Origin of the sequence: Ornithinimicrobium sp., from assembly GCF_051004135.1 — a bacterium.
Classification (GTDB): domain Bacteria; phylum Actinomycetota; class Actinomycetes; order Actinomycetales; family Dermatophilaceae; genus Ornithinicoccus.
The window spans coordinates 1-17110 of sequence record NZ_JBPCKQ010000241.1; the positions used below are offsets into that span (position 1 = coordinate 1).

The following is a 17110-nucleotide window of genomic DNA, read 5'->3' on the forward strand; positions in this document are numbered from 1 at the left end:
GGCACTCCCGTGGCAAGAGGCGAAACGTGGTTCGCCCTGGTCAGCACCCTGTCGCCGGCCGCGTCACCCACGATGACCATGACCCGTCCTCATCGTCGATGACGCCAAGGCCCTTCCTGGTACCCACCCACCCTGTCGCTCAACACAGCGGATCATCGGACACCTAACAACTGTCTCACCAGTCACACCAGTATCAACCCGCCACGCCGAACACCTGAGTAGTTACACGTGCGTTGCCTATTGGTATGTGCCGGGGTCGCTGCGTTTGGTGGGCGCTGCCGCCGACGGGCTACCGGTTCTCTTCGACTCCGGCATCCGCAGCGGCGTGGAAAAAGATGAGTCTCCGAGTACATGAGCATCCTGAAGGTTCGCCGAGGGGACCCGTGCCGCGTTTGGCAGGGCGAACACGCCTTGGTCGAACAGGTCATCGCCGAGCTGAAGGCAGGTCTCCTCGCGAGGTTGCCCTCGGGGTCAGATGCAGCCAACGCGGCGTGGTTGGCGTACGCATTGATCACGTTTACCCTGGCCCGCGTGATCGGTGCCGCGACCCCCGGAGTTTATGGGTCGTCCGAGTCGACCGAGGGGGCCCGAAGCGGGTCTGACCCCAATTGGTGCAACAACCCAACAAAGTCATCGTTGCGCCACCACTCCACGATCATGCCGTCGTCGAGCCGGTAGACGTCGATGCCGCCCCATCGCACTGCCCGGCCAGTCGCCGGGATCCCGGCCAGGTCTCCTCGATGAGTGCCGGTGGCCGTCCACCTCGCAGCGACGCGGTCGCCTGCTGCGATCACATCGTCTAAAGCGATGTGCAAGTCAGGAAACGCGGCGTGAAATCGCCCGAACGCTACTCTGAGTTCCTCGAGGCCTTCGGTGTCGGGGGCAGCACCAGGCGTCCCGGGATGGACGCGAACATCCCGTGCAACCACCGATTCCAGCATCTCGGGTTGGTTGGCGTTGACGCCCTCCTGGACCAGACGGCGCACCAGTTTCTCGTTCTCACCGACCACCACGTAACCTCCCAAAGTCGTAAGGGAGCAAGCATCCTCCCGCCGTAGCGGTTCGGCAAGGGGCAGCGCCCGGGGCCAACTCAGATCTCTGGACGTGGACGGCCACAACCGGCCACACCAGGCGTTGAGGTTGGGTGTCGCCGCGACCGTGGGGATCGGATCTCAGTCCTGGCGATGAGTCGCCTCGGTCGGCGCGGACCTCCCGGCTGCGGGTCGTGCTGGAGTCCAGCCGGGCACCGCTGGCTTGCCGTACGTGGCTGCTAGGTCTGAGCCTGGCATCGTCCGGCATGCCGACGATGAGGCCCGCTCGAGTCGTCGCTGACCGGGCAGCGGGCTTGTCAAGGGCCGCCGACACGGGCTTTGCTCACCCGCGACCGGGGCTGCGCGCCGAGCCCTGCGCGGGGGTGTGCCTAACGCCCAGAAGGACTGGGCCGCACCGGCTCTTTGCGCGTGGAAGCGCAGCACGTGTCGGCGTGTGGACCCAAGCACTGAGTCGTCGGAGGGATCGCACAGCACCAGTAGTGGCTGGACTTCGCCGGGACTGATCGAAGTGTTGGCCCTGCTGCCTTAGGTCTCCTCCAGCCGATGGACACCTCGTGTCTTGCGCGCGCTCTTATGGCATGCGATCCCTCTCTGTCCCCCAGCCGGGCGCATACCGCCTCCCACTTGGTCGAGCATGACGTCGCCGAGCGCCCTACGGGCTTCGCCTGGGCTCCTCGCTCACCACGCCGGTCTCGTAGGCGTAGATGACGGCCTGGACTCGGTCGCGCAGGGCGAGCTTTGTCAGAACCCTGGCGACGTGTGTCTTTGCGGTGGTTTCGGAGACGAACAAGTCGCCGGCGATCTCCGCGTTGGTGAGCCCACGCGCCAGCAGTTGCAGGGTCTCTCGTTCCCGGGGGGTCAGCGACGCCAGCCGTTTGCGGGCACCCTGGTCCACCGTCCGTGGCCGGTCGACGAACGTTTCGATCATCCGTCGGGTCACCGTGGGCGAGAGCAGCGGCTCGCCAGCGTGCACTGCCCGGATGCCGGCCACCAAGAGCTCCGGCTGCACGTCCTTGAGCAGGAACCCGCTCGCCCCGGCCTTCAGGGCCTCATAGACGTACTCGTCGATGTCGAAGGTCGTCAGCATCACCACCCGTGTACGGCACGAGGCGTCGGTCATGATCCGCCGCGTAGCCGCGATGCCGTCAACCCCCGGCATCCGCACGTCCATGAGCACGACATCGGGCTTCAACGCGGCCACTTGGGCCACAGCCTGATCTCCGTCAGCCGCTTCGCCCACCACGTGCAGGTCCGGCTCGATCTCGAGGATCATCCGGAAACCGGCCCGCACCAAAGCTTGGTCGTCCACGATCAGCGTTCCGATCGATGTGGACGACCCGGCATCGACGAGACTCATGTCGGCTCCATGGGCAAGGTAGCCACCAACTCAAACCCACCCTCGGGCCTCACCCCGGCAACGAGCGAACCGCCGTACACCGTCACGCGTTCCCGCATCCCCAACAGGCCGCTGCCCTTCTCCGTCGCAGGCGAGCCCGAAGACCGCTGACCGTCGTCGCGTATCGCCAGCTCGATCCGGTCCGCCCCGTAGGCGACCGCCACCTCGACCCGCTGCGGGTCCCGAGCATGCCGCAGGGTGTTCGTGAGCCCCTCCTGAACGAGCCGGTATGCCGTGAGATCCAGGCCCGGCGCCAGGTCCCGCGCCACTCCGGTGACCGAGAACGACACGGGCAACCCGGCCGTGCGGAACTTCTCCGCCAACCGATCCACCTGGTCCAGACCCGGCACCGGCTCGAGCTCATGATCCTCACCGACGCCTCGTAGCGCACCGACCATGCGCCGCATCTCTGCGAGGGCCTCCCGTCCGACGCTCTCCACGGACTCGAGTGCCTGCCGCTCCACCGCCTGATCTGCCGTGAGCCGCCGACGGACGGCCGACGCCTGCACCGTCATGACACTGACGCTGTGCCCGATCACGTCATGCAACTCTCGGGCGATCCGATTCCGCTCCTCGGCCACAGCACGCGACGCCCGCTGCTCACGGTTGACGGCTCGCTGCTCGGCGTTGAGCCGGCCGGCCCGGACGAGCGCGCCCAGCAGCCACGCGACAAGCGCCGGCGTCAACCAGACCAACGACGACACGCGCTCAGCGAGATCTCGGTTCACCGGGTCCAACGCCGCCCACAGCACCCAGAGCACAACAGACAGCACCAGCCCGAGGCAGGACCGTGGCCACTGCAACCGGTTGCCGACGGTGTAGGTCGCGATGAGCGGCGCAACGCTCACCGCGAATCCCTCCGGCGAGCCGACCGCAACGAACTCGGCGACACTGACCACGACGATGGCGGACAGGCACGCGAGCGGCCGCACGCGACGGCCCACCAGCAACAGCGCCGTGACGGCATACAGCAGCGATTGTGCCCACAACGGCCCTTGGCGGTGCGTCGACCCGATGCCCAACCACGCCTCGAGTTGTCCCAACAAACCCACCGCCAACACCACGGCGATGTCGAAGGCCCAACTCCTGCGGCTCACCCTCGCACGGTACCCCCAGAGGGGCGAACAGACGTCCTCCTTACGGAGGACGCCGCTCTCCTGCTGCGGTCCCACATGATCCGTCCCGGCGCAGGACGACCCGCGGTCGCAGCCTTCATACCCTCGAAACGTGGCCGATCGCTCGACGGCCAAACCGAGGGCCCAACAAGGAGCCACCAATGGAGATCACCCCAGTCACCGCCCGGCGGATCAGCCGGTTCGCCTGGATCATGGCCACTGTCGGCACGGTGGTCGGGCAGGTCCACGCCCTCGCCCGCGCCCAGTCCCACCCGCAGGACTTCGAGGAGGCCCCCCTTGCTGGAGCCTGGGGCGAGCCCGCCATCCGCGCGCTTGGACCGCTGCTGGACTGGAGCGACCCATGGACCGTGTACGTCACCTACGGGAAGATCTGGACCCCGGTGTGTGTGGCGTTCTTGGCTGCGGCCTACCTCGTCTACCGGCGGCGGCGGCCTCAGGGGGCCGAGCGACGCCTGTTTCAGACCGCGCTCGTCGCCTACGCGGTCATGACCCTGTCAGTGTTCGGGGACTACTTCACCCCATGGATGGATCAGATGTTCATCCTCGGCATCGGCGCCTTCCTGGTCATCGGTTTCGGCGGAATACCGCTCGGCATCATGCTGCTGCGCAACCACTTCCGCCCGCGCATCACCCCCATCCTGCTGATCGGCTTCATCCCGTTCATGTTCGCCGTGACGACGGTGACCTCACTCGGCAGCGCGCTGCTCCCGCTCATGTGGGGCTGGGCCATCGCCGCCCAAGCCGTCGTCTCTGGCGAGCAGAAAGAAACAGCCACCGTCCTGGCCAACCATCAGTGACCGGATCACCGACAACCTCAACATCCAGCCCACTCGCCCCCCGTCTGTCCCAGTCGTGGATCGACCTCTGGACGCACGACCCGGCTGACGCCTCGCACGGAGCACGCAACGGGTCGTGCCCCGAACTTCGGCGTGACCACCTGACCCGCCCGGACAACAGCGCAGAGGTTTCCCAGGTGCGTGCCTTCCGCTCAGCAGTCGGCTGCCTCCAGGCAACCACCAAGTGCGCACAGGCCGTTGCCCATGCGTCTTAACTCCGCGGACAGGGCACGCGTGAGGTGGTGTCCGGCCAAGCCGATGAGCAGGCTGCCCTGTGCACTCGCCCGGGGCCCGAACGCGTTCAGCTTGCGACATTAGGGGTGACGACAACTTTGCCCAGAGCGCGCCCCTCGCCAACATGAGCAAGAACTGTGGGAACCTCGTCGAGCGTGAACGTACGGTCGATGTGGATCCTGACCTCCGCGGCAACGCAGAGATCGGCGAGTGGCTCGAAGTGGGCCGGTCCCTCCTTGACGGTAAGCACCCCGATGGAACGCCCGGCCAGCCGCCCCACCACCGAGCCGACGGTGAGCACGCGCAGCAACGCAGGCACCGACCCACCTACGCACCGATACCTACCACCAGATGCCAGCGCACGACGGTAGGCGAACACCGAGCGGTGAGCGACCAGGTCCAACACCAGGTTGTACGGCCGGGTCGTTCGTGTGAAGTCGTCCCGGCGGTAGTCGATCACGTCGTCGGCGCCCATCGATCGCATGAAGTCTTGTTTGGCGGCGTTGTTGACACCCGTCACGTGAGCACCGAGTCGCTTGGCGAGCTGTATGGCGAAGGATCCCGACCCCCCGCCAGCGCCGTTGATCAGCACCCGGCTACCCGATGATGCCCTTTCCGTGCCCTGCAGGGCGATCGCGCCCGCTTGTGGGATGGTTGACGCCTCAGCGAACGTGAGCTGGGCCGGCTTATGGACCAGTGCGGATTCCGGCGCGAGCGCGTACTCCGCGAAGCCACCCATCAGCGCCAGGTTGTCTCCATACACCTCGTCTCCGGGCCGGAACCCGGTCACCGCCTCGCCGACAACGCCCGCGCTGTCTGAACCAAGCGTCCGGCGAGCCGGGTAACGCAGCCCGCCGAGACGGGCGTAAGCAGGCGATCCGCGTAAGCCCTCCCAGTCGCTGAGGTTGACCGAAGTCGCAGCGACTTTGACCCGCACCTGACCGGTAGCGGGGAGAGGCATCGGGAGGCCCGTACCGCTCGTACAGGACCGCCTTCACGCCCGCCCTCCGGCACCCCAAGTCATAAACGCAACGTAGCAAGCCGAGGGCCGGTCGAACGACAGCAGTGGCCCTATGAGCGGACCCGCGGTCTCGCTCGCGCCGCGTCGGCGTGACAAACCTCCGCTTGCCGCGATCCCCAGGGTGCGTCCTACCGCCGCTTATGCACGTGATCTCTCAGGAGGTTCGGACCACCCGCGGTGGCTTCCTGTCGATGGTGCTGCGGGTCTCGCCATGTCGGTAGCGTCGGTCGACCCCGGCGCCTGTGGTACTACCGCGTAGTACACTGGCGTCGTCGCCGAGACGATCCACTGGGATGATGTCCGCGTCTACGTCCGGTCTCGCAGCGAGCGGTACCCCGGTGGACTCAATCTCGAGCCTTCCTGGGCGAAGGAAGTGCTGGACGATCCTGACCTCGTGCAGTTTGAGCCGGACCCGAAGTCCCGGATCGGAGCTGCCAGGTTCATCGGTGAGTCCGTCAGCATCGGACGGGTCCTCGTCGTGATCGCCTACCGCGATCTGGACGGCGACCTGCACGGCGTCAACGCCTGGCCAGCCACCGGCCATGATCTACGCATCTATCAGGGAGGAAGCGACAATGGCCAAGACGATCGATCCTGACCTGACTGCCGCACTGCGCGAAGAGTCCGAACGGAGCAAGGACCTTCCCTACCCGCCAGGTGCTCGGTTCACCCACCCGAATCGAGATCGGTCCCGCGTTTACTCGATCCGACTCAGCCCCCAGGAGTACGACAGCCTGCAGGCCCTGGCCGACCGTCAGCACCTCCCGGCCTCCACCCTCGTGCGCTCATGGATCCTTGAACGGCTCGAGCAAGATCAGTCCGCATAACCACACTCCCCTGCCGCGACCCGCCCGCGGCGACTGAACGCGCGTGACCGCGGCAGGCGCAACGCACCCGGTGCCGACGCCGGCACGACCGGGGAGCGCGGGCGCACCGGGGCCACCGGCCGGTAGGCCTCGCCCGGCGTCGGCCGCGGGTCCGTCTCGCCATTGTTGGGCCACAGCGCCGCCGCCCGCTCGGCCTGCGCGGTGATCGTCAGCGACGGGTTGACCCCCAGGTTGGCCGAGACAGCCGATCCGTCGACGATGCTCAGGTTCGGATAGCCGTGCACCCGGTGGTAGGGGTCGATCACCCCGCGCTCGGCGTCCGCCCCGATCACGCACCCGCCCAGGAAGTGCGCGGTCAGCGGGACGTCGGCCACGTCGCCCCAGCTGCCCGCCGCGATCCCGCCGATCCGCCGGGCGATCCGCCGCGCGACGTCGTTGGCCTGCGGGATCCAGGTGGGATTCGGTATGCCGTGCCCCTGCCGGCTGGTCATCCGCCGCCACCCGAACGGCCCACGAGCCAGTGACGTCGTGATCGAGTTATCCAGGTCCTGCATGACCAGGGCGATGATGCTGCGCTCACTCCAGCGGTGCACGATCGCGGTCCGCACCAGGTCAGCGGGGGAGCGCAGCGCGGCCCCGAGGAAGCGCAGCCAGCGCGGCCCCCGCCCGGTGCCGTCGGTCATCAGCGTCTGCAGCAGGCCCATCGCGTTGGAGCCCTTGCCGTAGCGCACCGGCTCCACATGCGTGTCCGGACTCGGGTGGAACGAGGAGGTGATCGCCACCCCACGGGTCAGGTCGGTGCCGGGCTCGACGCGGGGCCGGATCGCCCCGACGATCGACTCGGAGTTGGTCCGGGTCAGCTCGCCCAGCCGCGGTGAGAGCCGGGGCAGCGCGCCGGTGTCGGCCAGCCGGTGCAGCAGCCGCTGGGTGCCCCACGTGCCCGCGGCGAGCACGACATACCGCGCGGTGTATGTCGTGCCGCCCCGCCGCGACCACCCGCCGGTATGCCCGGTGCTCACCTGCCAGCCGCCGTCCTGCTCGACCAGTCCGGTCACCGTGGTCATCGGGACGACCTGCGCCCCGGCCCGCTCGGCGAGGGCCAGGTAGTTCTTGACCAGGGTGTTCTTGGCGCCGTGCCGGCAGCCGGTCATGCACTCACCGCACTGCAGGCACCCGCTGCGCTCCGGGCCGGCCCCACCGAAGAACGGGTCGGGCACCCGGCGCCCCGGCTCGCCGAAGAAGACCCCCACCGGGGCCAGGGTGAACGTGTCGCCGACCCTCATCTCCTGCGCCACCGAGCGCATCACCTCATCGGCCGGCGTCAGCTCGGGGTTGGGCACCACGCCGAGCATCCGCGCCGCCTGGTCGTAGTAGGGCGCCAGCTCGCGCTCCCAGTCGGTGATCCCCGCCCACTGCGGGGAGGCGAAGAACGCGGGCCCGGGACGATAGAGCGTGTTGGCGTAGTTGAGCGACCCGCCGCCCACCCCGACGCCGGCCAGCACCATGCAGTCGCGCAGCAGGTGGATGCGCTGGATGCCGTAGCAGCCCAGCGCGGGTGCCCACAGGAACCGGCGCAGGTCCCAGCTGGTGCGGGCGAAGTCGTCACCTGCCGTGCTGCCCGCCGCCCCGTCCATGAGCGCAGGCTACGCTGACGCGCCATGGCACCGACGAACTACGCGACCTCCGACCGCGTCTCCCGCACCGAGCTCGACGACTTCGTCCGCACCCGGCACCACGCCACCCTGGTGACGCGCAAGAGCAGCGGTGGGCTGCAGATGTCGCCGGTCTCCTGCGGCCTGGACGAGCAGGGTCGCGTGGTCATCTCCACCTACCCGCAGCGGGCCAAGGCCGCCAACATCCGGCGCACGCCGCAGGTGTCGCTGGTGATCCACTCCGAGGACTGGGACGGTCCCTACGTCCAGCTCGACGGCACCGCGGAGGTGCTCGACCTGCCCGAGGCCCTCGAGCCGCTGGCCGACTACTTCCGAAGCATCTCCGGGGAGCATCCCGACTGGGCGGAGTACCGCGAGGCGATGACCCGCCAGGGCAAGTCGCTGATCCGGGTGACGATCCAGCACTGGGGGCCGATCGCGACCGGGGGCTTCCCGCCCAAGCAGGACGCGGACTGAGCGGGCTCAGCGCTCGCGGATGACCTCGACGGCCTCGTCGGCCAGCTGAGTGCCAGCGCCGCTGTAGAGCTGCAGCACCGAGTGAGCGCCCCTGGTGCGCATCTCCCTCGCCTCGTCATCCCACTGGGACACGGCAGCGACCGTGCCCGTGAAGCCGCTCTCCCGCAGCTTCTGCAGAGCCAGGACATTGGAGCCGTGGAAGGGCATGGCCAGCACCACCAGGCGCACCTCGCCGGTGTGCGAGACCCGGTCCCAGAAGGCCGAGTCGGTGGCGTCGGCCTCCTGCACCTCCAGCCCCTCGGCGCGCAGCTGCTCGATGCGGGTCAGGTCGGTCTCGATCCCGATCACCTCCAGGTCGTACTCCCGCTCCAGCTGCAGGTATGCCGACCGCCCGATCCGGCCCATCCCCAGCACGACGGCGTCGCCGTGGCTCAGGTCGATCGGCCGGTCCTCCGGGTGCAGCCGGTCGGGATCCTGCTCGGGCAGTCGCGCCGTCAGCTCCGACATCGCCCGGCTGTCGCTGCGGTTGAGCAGGCTCGACAGCACGAAACTGGCGGCGACAGCGACCGAGAGCACCGTGAGCCACTGTTCCTCGAGCATGGCCGCCTCCACGCCGACGGCGGCCACGATCAGCGCGAACTCGGAGTAGTTGGCCAGGGCCAGGCTGGTCAGCCGCGACGAGCGGTGACTCAGCCGCGACCACCACAGCAGCACGAAGAACCCGGCCGCCTTGAGCGGCACCAGCAGCATGAGCAGGCCGGCCAGCACCAACCCCTCAGCGGTGGGCAGCTCGCCGAGCCCGATGGAGACGAAGAAGCCGACCAGCAGCAGCTCCTTGAGGGTGAACAGGCTCTTGGACAGCTCACCGGCAGCGGGGTGACCCGCGAGCAGCGCGCCCAGCACCAGGGCGCCGAGATCACCCTTGAGCCCGACCAGCTCGAATGCGGCATACCCGGGCACGAGGGCGACCACGATGCCGAACAGCGCCTGCATCTCGCCGTGCGGCACGAGGTCCCACAGCCGGCGCAGCACCCAGGCCCCGGGCAGCACGAGCAGCAGCAGCAACGTCCACGGGCTCAGCGGCGCCCCCGCGGCACCGGTCAGGAAGACGACCGCGGCGACGTCCTGCATGATCAGCACCCCGATGGCCACCCGGCCGTAGTGCGACTGGGACTCGCTGCGGGCGGACAGGATCTTGACCACGAAGACGGTGCTGGAGAAGGACAGCGCGAAGCCCACGAGCAGCAGTCCGGTCCACCCGGAGCGGGCGACCAGCCCGGAGCCCACCATGCTGATCATGGTCAGGAACGCCGTCGCGACCAGGATCGTCGCCGCCAGATGCACGGCCGAGGTCAGCCACACCTCCCGACGCAGCAGGGTGCGGGCGTCCAGCTTGAGCCCGATGCCGAACAACAACAGCGTGACCCCCAGATCGGCGAAGGTCTCCAGCCCCGGCAGCTCGCCCACGCCCAGGAGGTTGAGGGCGAAGCCCGCGGCGAGGAAGCCCACCAGCGGCGGCAGCCGGATGAGCACCGCCAGGAGCGCCGCCAGGAACGTCACGCTCAGATAGATCGAGACGGTGGTGAGCACCGGGCCTCCTCTCCTCCTGCGACGTAGCGTGCGGTGGGCCAAGTCTGCCGTAGCGCGGGCGCCGGGTGTGACCGGTTGCCCTGTTCGCCGCCATGCGGTGGAGTGGGTGCTCACGACCCCGACGAACGGAGCGGCACCGATGAAGGTCACCGACACCAGCGACCTGTGGTGGAAGAACGCGGTCATCTACAGCCTGGACATCGAGACCTACGACGACTCCAACGCCGACGGGGTGGGTGACCTCGGCGGGCTGGCCCGGCGGATCGACTATCTCGCCGAGCTCGGCATCACCTGCCTGTGGCTGATGCCGTTCTATCCCAGCCCGGACCGCGACGACGGCTACGACATCAAGGACTTCTACGGCGTCGATGACCGGCTCGGCAACCACGGGCAGCTGGTCGAGGTGATCCGCACCGCCCACGACCGCGGGATCAGGGTGATCGCCGACCTCATCGTCAACCACACCTCCGACCAGCACCCGTGGTTCAAGTCTGCCCGGCGAAGTGTGGACAGCCCCTACCGCGACTTCTACGTGTGGCGCGACACCGAGCCCCCGGACACCTCCCACCAGGTCGTCTTCCCCGACCAGGAGGACTCGATCTGGGAGCTCGACGAGCGCACCGAGCAGTGGTACCTGCACCACTTCTACAAGCATCAGCCCGACCTCAACGTGGCCAACCCGAAGGTCCGCGACGAGCTGATGCGGGTCATCGGCTTCTGGATCGAGCTCGGGATCGACGGCTTCCGGGTCGATGCGGTCCCCTTCTTCCTCGACGACGTGGAGACCCAGGAGGCCGAGGGCCTGGCCGGCAACCCACACGACCTGCTGCGCCGGATCCGCGCGTTCCTCGGCCGGCGCAAGGGCAGCGCCATGATGTTGGGCGAGGTCAACGTCACGCACAAGAAGCAGCTGGCCTACTTCGGTGGGGATCATGGCGGCCAGCTGGACATGATGTTCGACTTCGTCACCATGCAGGCGACCTACCTGGCGATGGCCCGGGGCGACGCGCGGCCGCTCGCGCGGGCCCTGGCCGGTCGTCCGCAGATCCACCCCGCTTGTCAGTGGGCCACGTTCCTGCGCAACCACGACGAGCTGACCCTGGACAAGCTGAGCGACGCCGAGCGGGAGGAGGTGTTCGCCGCGTTCGGGCCACAGGAGGAGATGCAGATCTATGGCCGCGGGCTCAAGCGCCGGTTGCCGCCGATGCTGCAGGGGGATCCCCGGCGGATCCGGATGTCCTACAGCTTGTTGTTCTCCCTTCCCGGCACGCCGACCCTCTACTACGGCGAGGAGATCGGGATGGGGGAGGACCTGGCCCTGGAGGGCCGGATGGCGGTGCGCACACCCATGCAGTGGACGGCAGGCAAGAACGGCGGCTTCTCCGCCGCGCCGCCGAGCAAGCTCATGGCCCAGCCGGTGCCGGGCGGCTACGCCCCGGAGCACGTCAACGTCGCTGACCAGCAGGAGGACCCCGACTCGCTGTGGACCCACGTCCACTCGCTGATCACGGCATACCGGCGCTGTCCCGAGATCGGCTGGGGCGAGGCCCGGATCATCGAGCAGCCGCACCACGGGGTGCTGGCACACCGCTGTGACCTGGACGACTCGGCCCTGCTCGCGGTGCACAACCTCGCCGCGGAGCCGGTGACCCTGCAGCTGCCGGTGGAGGGGTCCGACTCCTCGAGCGTTGCGGAGGACGTGCTGGGCCGCGAGCCGGTGGCGCTCACCGGCGGCGGGGTCGAGCTCACCCTGGAGGGATACGGCTTCCGCTGGCTGCGGGTGCATCAAAGCCGCGGGGCCCTGATGGCCTGAGCCCGGTCACGATCTGGGCGAAGCGGCGACCGAACGGCTCCCATTCGCGGGCCAGCTCGGCGCCCCGGTCCTCGATCTCCTGGGCGACCGCCCGTATGTCGATGCCGTCCGGACGGGGCGCACCGGCCGACGGCTTGTCGGTCGTCCAGCTGCAGAAGATGGCGGGCGTGACCTCCGGGTGCGGCTGCACCCCCCAGGCGTGCTCGCCGTAGCGGACCGCCTGGACCGCACCGTCGGGGGAGCGGGCCAGCACCGTCGCGCCCGGAGGCAGCTCGACCACGATGTCGCCGTTCCACTGCACGCACGGCGCCCCGTCGCGGATGCCCCCCAGCAGCGGATCGGCCAGACCCGCCGGGGTCGGGAGCCACGGCGTGACGCCGCCGGCCTGGCCGGCGGGGTTGCGCTGCACCGTGCCGCCGAGGGCGGCCCCGCCCAGCTGGTGGCCAAGACAGATGCCGAGGAACGGCAGTCCGGCGCCGACGGTGCCGGCGATCAGCGAGCGGACTGCGGGCAGCCAGGGCGCGACGTCGTCGTCCAGGGCCCCCATCGCGCCGCCGAGGACGATCAGGCCGTCGTGCTCGGTCAGGGCCACGGGGATGTCCTGCCCGCGGTGGGAGAGCAGCACATCAAGGTCGACACCGGCCGCGTCGAACCATCGCCGCAGCAGTCCGGGCGGTGCGTCGTCCTCGTGCTGGATGACGAGCAGGCGGGGAGGGTCGGGGGTCACGCAGCGCAATCTACCGTCGTGCAGGAGTCCAGACCGGCCCGGGCCGGCCGGTCAGGATCAGGTGGCCTCGTCCACCGACTGAGCCCCGAACAGGCCCTGGTCGGCGTCGTGGTGATCCTCGCGCACCGGGGCATCGACGTCGGTCGGCGAGGTGTCGTGCCGCGTGACCTCACCGGAAGCGATCTGTTCCGCCCAGTGGCAGGCCACCCGGTGCCCGGCGGTGACCCCGTCGATGGTCACGTCCCGCAACACCGGCCGCTCGTCGTCACACCGGGTCTCCTGGCGCCAGGGGCACCGGGTGTGGAAGCGGCACCCCGAGGGCGGGTCGGCCGGGCTGGGCAGGTCACCCTGCAACAGGATCTGCTCGCGGGAGTCCTCGACCACCGGGTCCGGCACCGGCACCGCGGACATCAGGGCCCGGGTGTAGGGGTGCAGCGGGTGGGCGTAGATGTCGTCGGCGTCGCTCTCCTCGACCAGCGCGCCGAGATACATCACTCCGATCCGGTCGCTCACGTGCCGGACGACCGCCAGGTCGTGCGCGATGACCAGGTAGGTCAGCCCGAACTCCTCCTGCAGGTCCTGCAGCAGGTTGATCACCTGCGCCTGCACGGACACGTCGAGCGCGCTGACCGGCTCGTCGGCCACAATGAGCTGGGGGTCGACCGCCAGGGCACGGGCGATGCCGATGCGCTGGCGCTGACCACCGGAGAACTCGTGGGGGTACTTGCTCAGCGCGTTGCGGGGCAGCCCGACCGCCTTGAGCAGATCGATGAGCCGTTGGCGGGCGTCCTGGTTCTTGGTCAGCCCGTGCGCCTTCATCCCCTCCAGCAGCAGCTGCTCGACGGTCTGCCGGGGGTCCAGGCTGCCCAGCGGGTCCTGGAAGACCATCTGCATGTGCCGGCGCTGGGTGCGCAGCTTCTCGCCCTTCAGGCTCGCCAGCTCGACCCCGTCGAAGTAGACCTCGCCGGCGGTCGGCTCCTCCAGGTGGAGCAGCGCCCGGCCGAAGGTGGACTTGCCGCACCCGGACTCGCCGACGAGGCCGTAGGTCTCGCCGCGCTTGATCTGCAGGTCGATGCCGTCGACCGCGTAGACGTAGCCGATGGTGCGGTCGAAGACGATGCCGCGCTTGATCGGGAAGTGCATCTTCAGGCCGCGCACGTCGACCAGCAGCTCGTCCTCGGAGCCGGAGCGCTCCTGGGTATGCGGGGTGGTCGCGGTGCTCATCACGCCTCCTCGGTCTGGTGCTGAGTCGGCAACGGGTGGTGACACCGCAGCAGCCGGAGGTCGGAGACGTCGTCGTCCTGGACCAGGTCAGGGCTCCGTTCCCGGCAGGCGTCGACCTCCGAGCTGCACCGCGGCGCGAAGGCACAGCCGTGGTCCCACGGGATGTTGTCGGCGACCGAGCCGGGCACCGGATTCAGCCGGCTACCCCGCTTCTCGTCGAGCCGGGGGATCGACTCCAACAGACCGCCCGTGTAGGGGTGCCGCGGCGTGGCGAAGAGGGGGTGGCGGTCGCCACGCTCCACGATGCGCCCGGCGTAGAGCACATTGACCTCGTCGCACAGCCCGGCCACCACGCCGAGGTCGTGGGTGATCATCACCAGGGCGGTGCCGGATTCCTCGACCAGCTCCTTGAGCAATGCCAGGATCTGGGCCTGGATGGTGACGTCGAGGGCGGTCGTCGGCTCGTCGGCCACCAGCACGTCGGGATTGTTGGCCACGGCCATCGCGATCATGGCCCGCTGGCACATGCCGCCGGAGAACTGGTGGGGATAGTCGTTCGCCCGCCGGTCGGCCTGGGGGATGCCGACCAGCCGCAGCAGGTCGACCGCCCGCTTGAGGGCGTCCTTGCGACTCACCTCGGGATGGTGGATGCGGATCCCCTCGACGATCTGGTGCCCGATGGTGTGCACCGGGTTCAGCGAGGTGCGTGGGTCCTGGAAGATCATGGCGATCCCGGAACCGCGCACCTTACGCAGCTCGGACGGCGCCAGCTTCAGAAGCTCCCGGCCCTTGTACTTGACCGACCCCGCCACCTCGGCGCTCGCCGGCAGGAGCCCAAGGGTGGCGAGCATGGTCACCGTCTTGCCCGACCCGGACTCCCCCACGACGCCCAGGATCCGCCCAGGCTCGAGAGTGAGGCTGATACCGCGGACCGCCGAGACAAGACCTTCGGCCGTCCGGAAGGTCACCTCGAGATCGCGGACGTCCAGGACGGCGGTCATCGCTGTGGAAGCGTACCGGTGGCGTGCCGAGATCACACCGGTTGCTTCACCAACCGCGATTGGGCGTTTCCGACGCCTGCCGACGCCCGCGCCCTGCTCTGGTCTGATCGGTTTGCTACTAGTAGGTTTGGGGCGTACGGAGGCGGCGATCATGGTGAGCTGAGAGGGGAACACACATGCAAGGGGTTGGGGAACGGCAACGACAGGTCTCGACGGTGGGGGGGAGGCGACGCAGGGCACGGCTCCTGGTCGGCTTCCTGGCCCTGTCACTGGTCGCCACGGCCTGCGCCGACGAGGCACCGAACGTCACCGGCTCGGGACAGACGGGCGACGCGCCCGCCACGCCGACGGGCCCCCAGGAGCTCAAGGTCGGGTACTCAAAGGACCCTTGGGTCGACGCATCCCCGGGCGATAAGAAGCGCAAGCCCAACTACCCCCTCAACGCCGACACCTGTGACACGCTGGTCCAGCTGGCAGCCGACTTCTCAGTGGTGCCCATGGCCGCTGAAGGCCGCTTCGTAGGCAACAACACGTTCCGATTTACGCTTGTTCCAGGGGTGAAGTTTGCCGACGGCACGCCGGTCACCTCGGCCGACCTGAAGTCCTCGGTGGACTTCACCACCCAGGCGCCGCCGGTCGGGACCGGGTTCCTCGGACCGGACTCCACCAAGATCGTCGACGACCGGTCCATCGACGTGACCCCGAGATTGCCCAATCTCCGGTTACTCGAGCAGATCAACCACCCGTCGACGGTGGTGCTCAAGCCTGGCAGCGATCCTCAGAACACCGTCCAGAACAGCGTTTGCACCGGACCGTTCAAGGTAGAGCGCTACACGCCGGAGCAAGAGCTGGTGGTCGTGAAGAACCCGAATTACTGGGGCAAGCCAGCGATGCTCGACCGCATCACGTTCAAGTTCTACCCCGACGACACCACCCGGGCATTGGCGCTTCGCAACAGCGAGGTGGACATGATCACCGACATCCCGCTGAACATCTTGAACACCGTGTCGTCGCAGCCCGACGTCAAGATCGCCAAGGCCCCAGTCGGCTTCGTACACATGTTCTACATCGCCCGCCGCAAGCCCAGCGGTGAGCCCACCCTGTTGAGCGACCCTCTGCTGCGGAAGGCCGTCGCCCACTCGATCGACCGCAACGCCTATGTCAAGGGCGTGCTCGGCGGCAATGCCGAGGCCATCCCCCAGGTTGCGCCACCGGCCGTGCTCGGGCAGTTCGCCAACCTGGTCAAGGGCGTGCCGTTCGACCGCAACGAGGCCAACCGGCTGCTCGACCAGGCCGGTTGGAAGCGGCAGGGCGACGGCGTCCGGACCAAAGACGGCCAGCCGCTCAAGGTCAAGATCGTCTTCGGCCGGCTGGACCTGATCACCCCGGAGTTCGTCCAGGCCCAGCTGCGAGCGGTTGGCTTCGACGCCCAGATCGCCCAGCTCGACGAGGGGGCATACAGCGCCGCACTGAGTTCGGGTGATTTCGACATCGATATTTCCGCTCCGAACCAGAACGACGGCAACCCGGCCTTCCTCATCGCACTCCGGTGGTACTCCCAGGAAAGCGGCAGCGCGACCAACAAGATCATCTCTCCCGGACCGTAGACGAAGTTCAACAGCATGATCGACGCCATCCTCACCGAGACCGACCCGACGGAGCTGAAGCGCAAGGCCGCAGAGGCGATGCACGAGCTCATCGACAACGAGGTGGGAGGGGTCGTGCTTGCCGGCCTACAACGGACGTATGCCATGAAGAACAAGGTCAATGGCTTCGAGCCCCACCCGTCCAGCACCAACCAGCGGTGGCGCACCGTCTTCATGAGGAACTGACGCCAGCGCTCGCCACCCCCCAACCAGGCCGATGCTGACCTTCGCCGCACGCCGCCTCATCCTGCTCGTTCCCACGTGGCTCGGGCTGTCGCTGTTCGCGTTCGCGCTGGCGTCGATGTCGCCGGGTGACCCGGCTGAAGTGATCCTGAACCGTGAGCTCAGCGACCCGCCCAGCCAGGAGCAGATCGAGGAGTTCCGGGAGCAGAACGGCCTGAACGATCCTTTCGTGGTGCAGTACACCGGCTTCGTGGCCGACGCCCTGCGGGGCGACCTCGGCATCTCGTTCAGGAGC

At 68.5% G+C, this 17110-nt stretch carries 15 protein-coding genes and 1 pseudogene; 7 read left to right on the plus strand and 9 right to left on the minus strand.

Annotated elements, in window-relative coordinates; all coding sequences use genetic code 11:
* Nucleotides 1-557: 557 nt before the first annotated feature.
* The 3 genes from ACR2FV_RS17175 to ACR2FV_RS17185 all read right to left on the minus strand — a co-directional run bounded on the left by ACR2FV_RS17175 (nucleotide 558) and on the right by ACR2FV_RS17185 (nucleotide 3545).
* A complete protein-coding gene (locus ACR2FV_RS17175; RefSeq protein ID WP_434016924.1) occupies nucleotides 558-1013 on the minus strand; it encodes an ester cyclase in 456 nt (151 codons plus the stop codon).
* Between the two features lie 691 nt (nucleotides 1014-1704).
* A complete protein-coding gene (locus ACR2FV_RS17180) occupies nucleotides 1705-2409 on the minus strand; it encodes a response regulator (protein WP_434016925.1) in 705 nt (234 codons plus the stop codon).
* Complete coding sequence (locus tag ACR2FV_RS17185) at nucleotides 2406-3545, minus strand: sensor histidine kinase (protein ID WP_434016926.1); 1140 nt, start codon at nucleotides 3543-3545, stop codon at nucleotides 2406-2408. Before ACR2FV_RS17185 ends, ACR2FV_RS17180 begins: the two co-directional genes overlap by 4 nt.
* A 179-nt stretch (nucleotides 3546-3724) precedes the next feature.
* On the opposite strand from ACR2FV_RS17185, the gene ACR2FV_RS17190 reads away from it, so the two are divergent.
* Entirely contained in the window at nucleotides 3725-4381 is a 657-nt protein-coding gene (locus ACR2FV_RS17190; RefSeq protein WP_434016927.1) for a hypothetical protein, read from the plus strand.
* A gap of 340 nt (nucleotides 4382-4721) precedes the next feature.
* Here ACR2FV_RS17190 and ACR2FV_RS17195 read toward each other — a convergent pair whose 3' ends face one another.
* Nucleotides 4722-5591 carry an NAD(P)-dependent alcohol dehydrogenase gene (locus tag ACR2FV_RS17195; RefSeq protein WP_434016928.1) on the minus strand — a complete coding sequence of 290 codons (870 nt, stop codon included), beginning with the start codon at nucleotides 5589-5591 and terminating at the stop codon, nucleotides 4722-4724.
* A 478-nt stretch (nucleotides 5592-6069) separates the two neighbouring features.
* On the opposite strand from ACR2FV_RS17195, the gene ACR2FV_RS17200 reads away from it, so the two are divergent.
* Nucleotides 6070-6273 carry a hypothetical protein gene (locus tag ACR2FV_RS17200; protein ID WP_434016929.1) on the plus strand — a complete coding sequence of 68 codons (204 nt, stop codon included), beginning with the start codon at nucleotides 6070-6072 and terminating at the stop codon, nucleotides 6271-6273.
* A 216-nt stretch (nucleotides 6274-6489) separates the two neighbouring features.
* On the opposite strand, the gene ACR2FV_RS17205 is transcribed toward ACR2FV_RS17200, so the two are convergent.
* Nucleotides 6490-8136 carry an FAD-dependent oxidoreductase gene (locus ACR2FV_RS17205; RefSeq protein ID WP_434016930.1) on the minus strand — a complete coding sequence of 549 codons (1647 nt, stop codon included), beginning with the start codon at nucleotides 8134-8136 and terminating at the stop codon, nucleotides 6490-6492.
* A 24-nt stretch (nucleotides 8137-8160) separates the two neighbouring features.
* Between ACR2FV_RS17205 and ACR2FV_RS17210 the strand changes: the two genes are divergently transcribed.
* A complete protein-coding gene (locus ACR2FV_RS17210) occupies nucleotides 8161-8631 on the plus strand; it encodes a PPOX class F420-dependent oxidoreductase (RefSeq protein ID WP_434016931.1) in 471 nt (156 codons plus the stop codon).
* Nucleotides 8632-8637: 6 nt separating this feature from the next.
* Here ACR2FV_RS17210 and ACR2FV_RS17215 read toward each other — a convergent pair whose 3' ends face one another.
* A complete protein-coding gene (locus ACR2FV_RS17215; RefSeq protein ID WP_434016932.1) occupies nucleotides 8638-10221 on the minus strand; it encodes a cation:proton antiporter domain-containing protein in 1584 nt (527 codons plus the stop codon).
* Between the two features lie 139 nt (nucleotides 10222-10360).
* Between ACR2FV_RS17215 and ACR2FV_RS17220 the strand changes: the two genes are divergently transcribed.
* On the plus strand, nucleotides 10361-12034 hold the full coding sequence (locus ACR2FV_RS17220) for an alpha-amylase family protein (protein WP_434016933.1): 1674 nt from the start codon (nucleotides 10361-10363) through the stop codon (nucleotides 12032-12034).
* Here the strand turns inward: ACR2FV_RS17220 and ACR2FV_RS17225 are convergent.
* The 3 genes from ACR2FV_RS17225 to ACR2FV_RS17235 are packed head-to-tail and all read right to left on the minus strand — an operon-like array spanning nucleotide 11967 to nucleotide 14986.
* Nucleotides 11967-12761 (minus strand): type 1 glutamine amidotransferase, encoded by a 795-nt coding sequence (locus ACR2FV_RS17225; RefSeq protein WP_434016934.1) that lies wholly within the window; start codon nucleotides 12759-12761, stop codon nucleotides 11967-11969. The genes ACR2FV_RS17220 and ACR2FV_RS17225 overlap by 68 nt on opposite strands.
* A gap of 57 nt (nucleotides 12762-12818) precedes the next feature.
* Nucleotides 12819-13985, minus strand: a complete 1167-nt coding sequence (locus ACR2FV_RS17230; protein WP_434016935.1) for an ABC transporter ATP-binding protein — start codon at nucleotides 13983-13985, stop codon at nucleotides 12819-12821.
* On the minus strand, nucleotides 13985-14986 hold the full coding sequence (locus ACR2FV_RS17235; protein ID WP_434016936.1) for an ABC transporter ATP-binding protein: 1002 nt from the start codon (nucleotides 14984-14986) through the stop codon (nucleotides 13985-13987). Before ACR2FV_RS17235 ends, ACR2FV_RS17230 begins: the two co-directional genes overlap by 1 nt.
* Before the next feature lie 497 nt (nucleotides 14987-15483).
* On the opposite strand from ACR2FV_RS17235, the gene ACR2FV_RS17240 reads away from it, so the two are divergent.
* The 3 genes and pseudogenes from ACR2FV_RS17240 to ACR2FV_RS17250 form a co-directional block, all read left to right on the plus strand.
* On the plus strand, nucleotides 15484-16593 hold the full coding sequence (locus ACR2FV_RS17240; RefSeq protein WP_434016937.1) for an ABC transporter substrate-binding protein: 1110 nt from the start codon (nucleotides 15484-15486) through the stop codon (nucleotides 16591-16593).
* A gap of 15 nt (nucleotides 16594-16608) precedes the next feature.
* On the plus strand, nucleotides 16609-16818 hold the full coding sequence (locus ACR2FV_RS17245; RefSeq protein WP_434016938.1) for a hypothetical protein: 210 nt from the start codon (nucleotides 16609-16611) through the stop codon (nucleotides 16816-16818).
* A gap of 31 nt (nucleotides 16819-16849) precedes the next feature.
* Nucleotides 16850-17110: pseudogene (locus ACR2FV_RS17250) on the plus strand (ABC transporter permease); the annotation flags it as partial.

What these genes read in the sequence shown, in the direction of transcription:
- ACR2FV_RS17180 (WP_434016925.1), bottom strand. Translation starts at nt 2,409, where the DNA reads ATGAGTCTCGTCGATGCCGGGTCGTCCACATCGATCGGAACGCTGATC.
- ACR2FV_RS17190 (WP_434016927.1), top strand. Translation starts at nt 3,725, where the DNA reads ATGGAGATCACCCCAGTCACCGCCCGGCGGATCAGCCGGTTCGCCTGG.
- ACR2FV_RS17205 (WP_434016930.1), bottom strand. Translation starts at nt 8,136, where the DNA reads ATGGACGGGGCGGCGGGCAGCACGGCAGGTGACGACTTCGCCCGCACC.
- ACR2FV_RS17210 (WP_434016931.1), top strand. Translation starts at nt 8,161, where the DNA reads ATGGCACCGACGAACTACGCGACCTCCGACCGCGTCTCCCGCACCGAG.
- ACR2FV_RS17220 (WP_434016933.1), top strand. Translation starts at nt 10,361, where the DNA reads ATGAAGGTCACCGACACCAGCGACCTGTGGTGGAAGAACGCGGTCATC.
- ACR2FV_RS17230 (WP_434016935.1), bottom strand. Translation starts at nt 13,985, where the DNA reads ATGAGCACCGCGACCACCCCGCATACCCAGGAGCGCTCCGGCTCCGAG.
- ACR2FV_RS17235 (WP_434016936.1), bottom strand. Translation starts at nt 14,986, where the DNA reads ATGACCGCCGTCCTGGACGTCCGCGATCTCGAGGTGACCTTCCGGACG.
- ACR2FV_RS17240 (WP_434016937.1), top strand. Translation starts at nt 15,484, where the DNA reads ATGGCCGCTGAAGGCCGCTTCGTAGGCAACAACACGTTCCGATTTACG.
- ACR2FV_RS17245 (WP_434016938.1), top strand. Translation starts at nt 16,609, where the DNA reads ATGATCGACGCCATCCTCACCGAGACCGACCCGACGGAGCTGAAGCGC.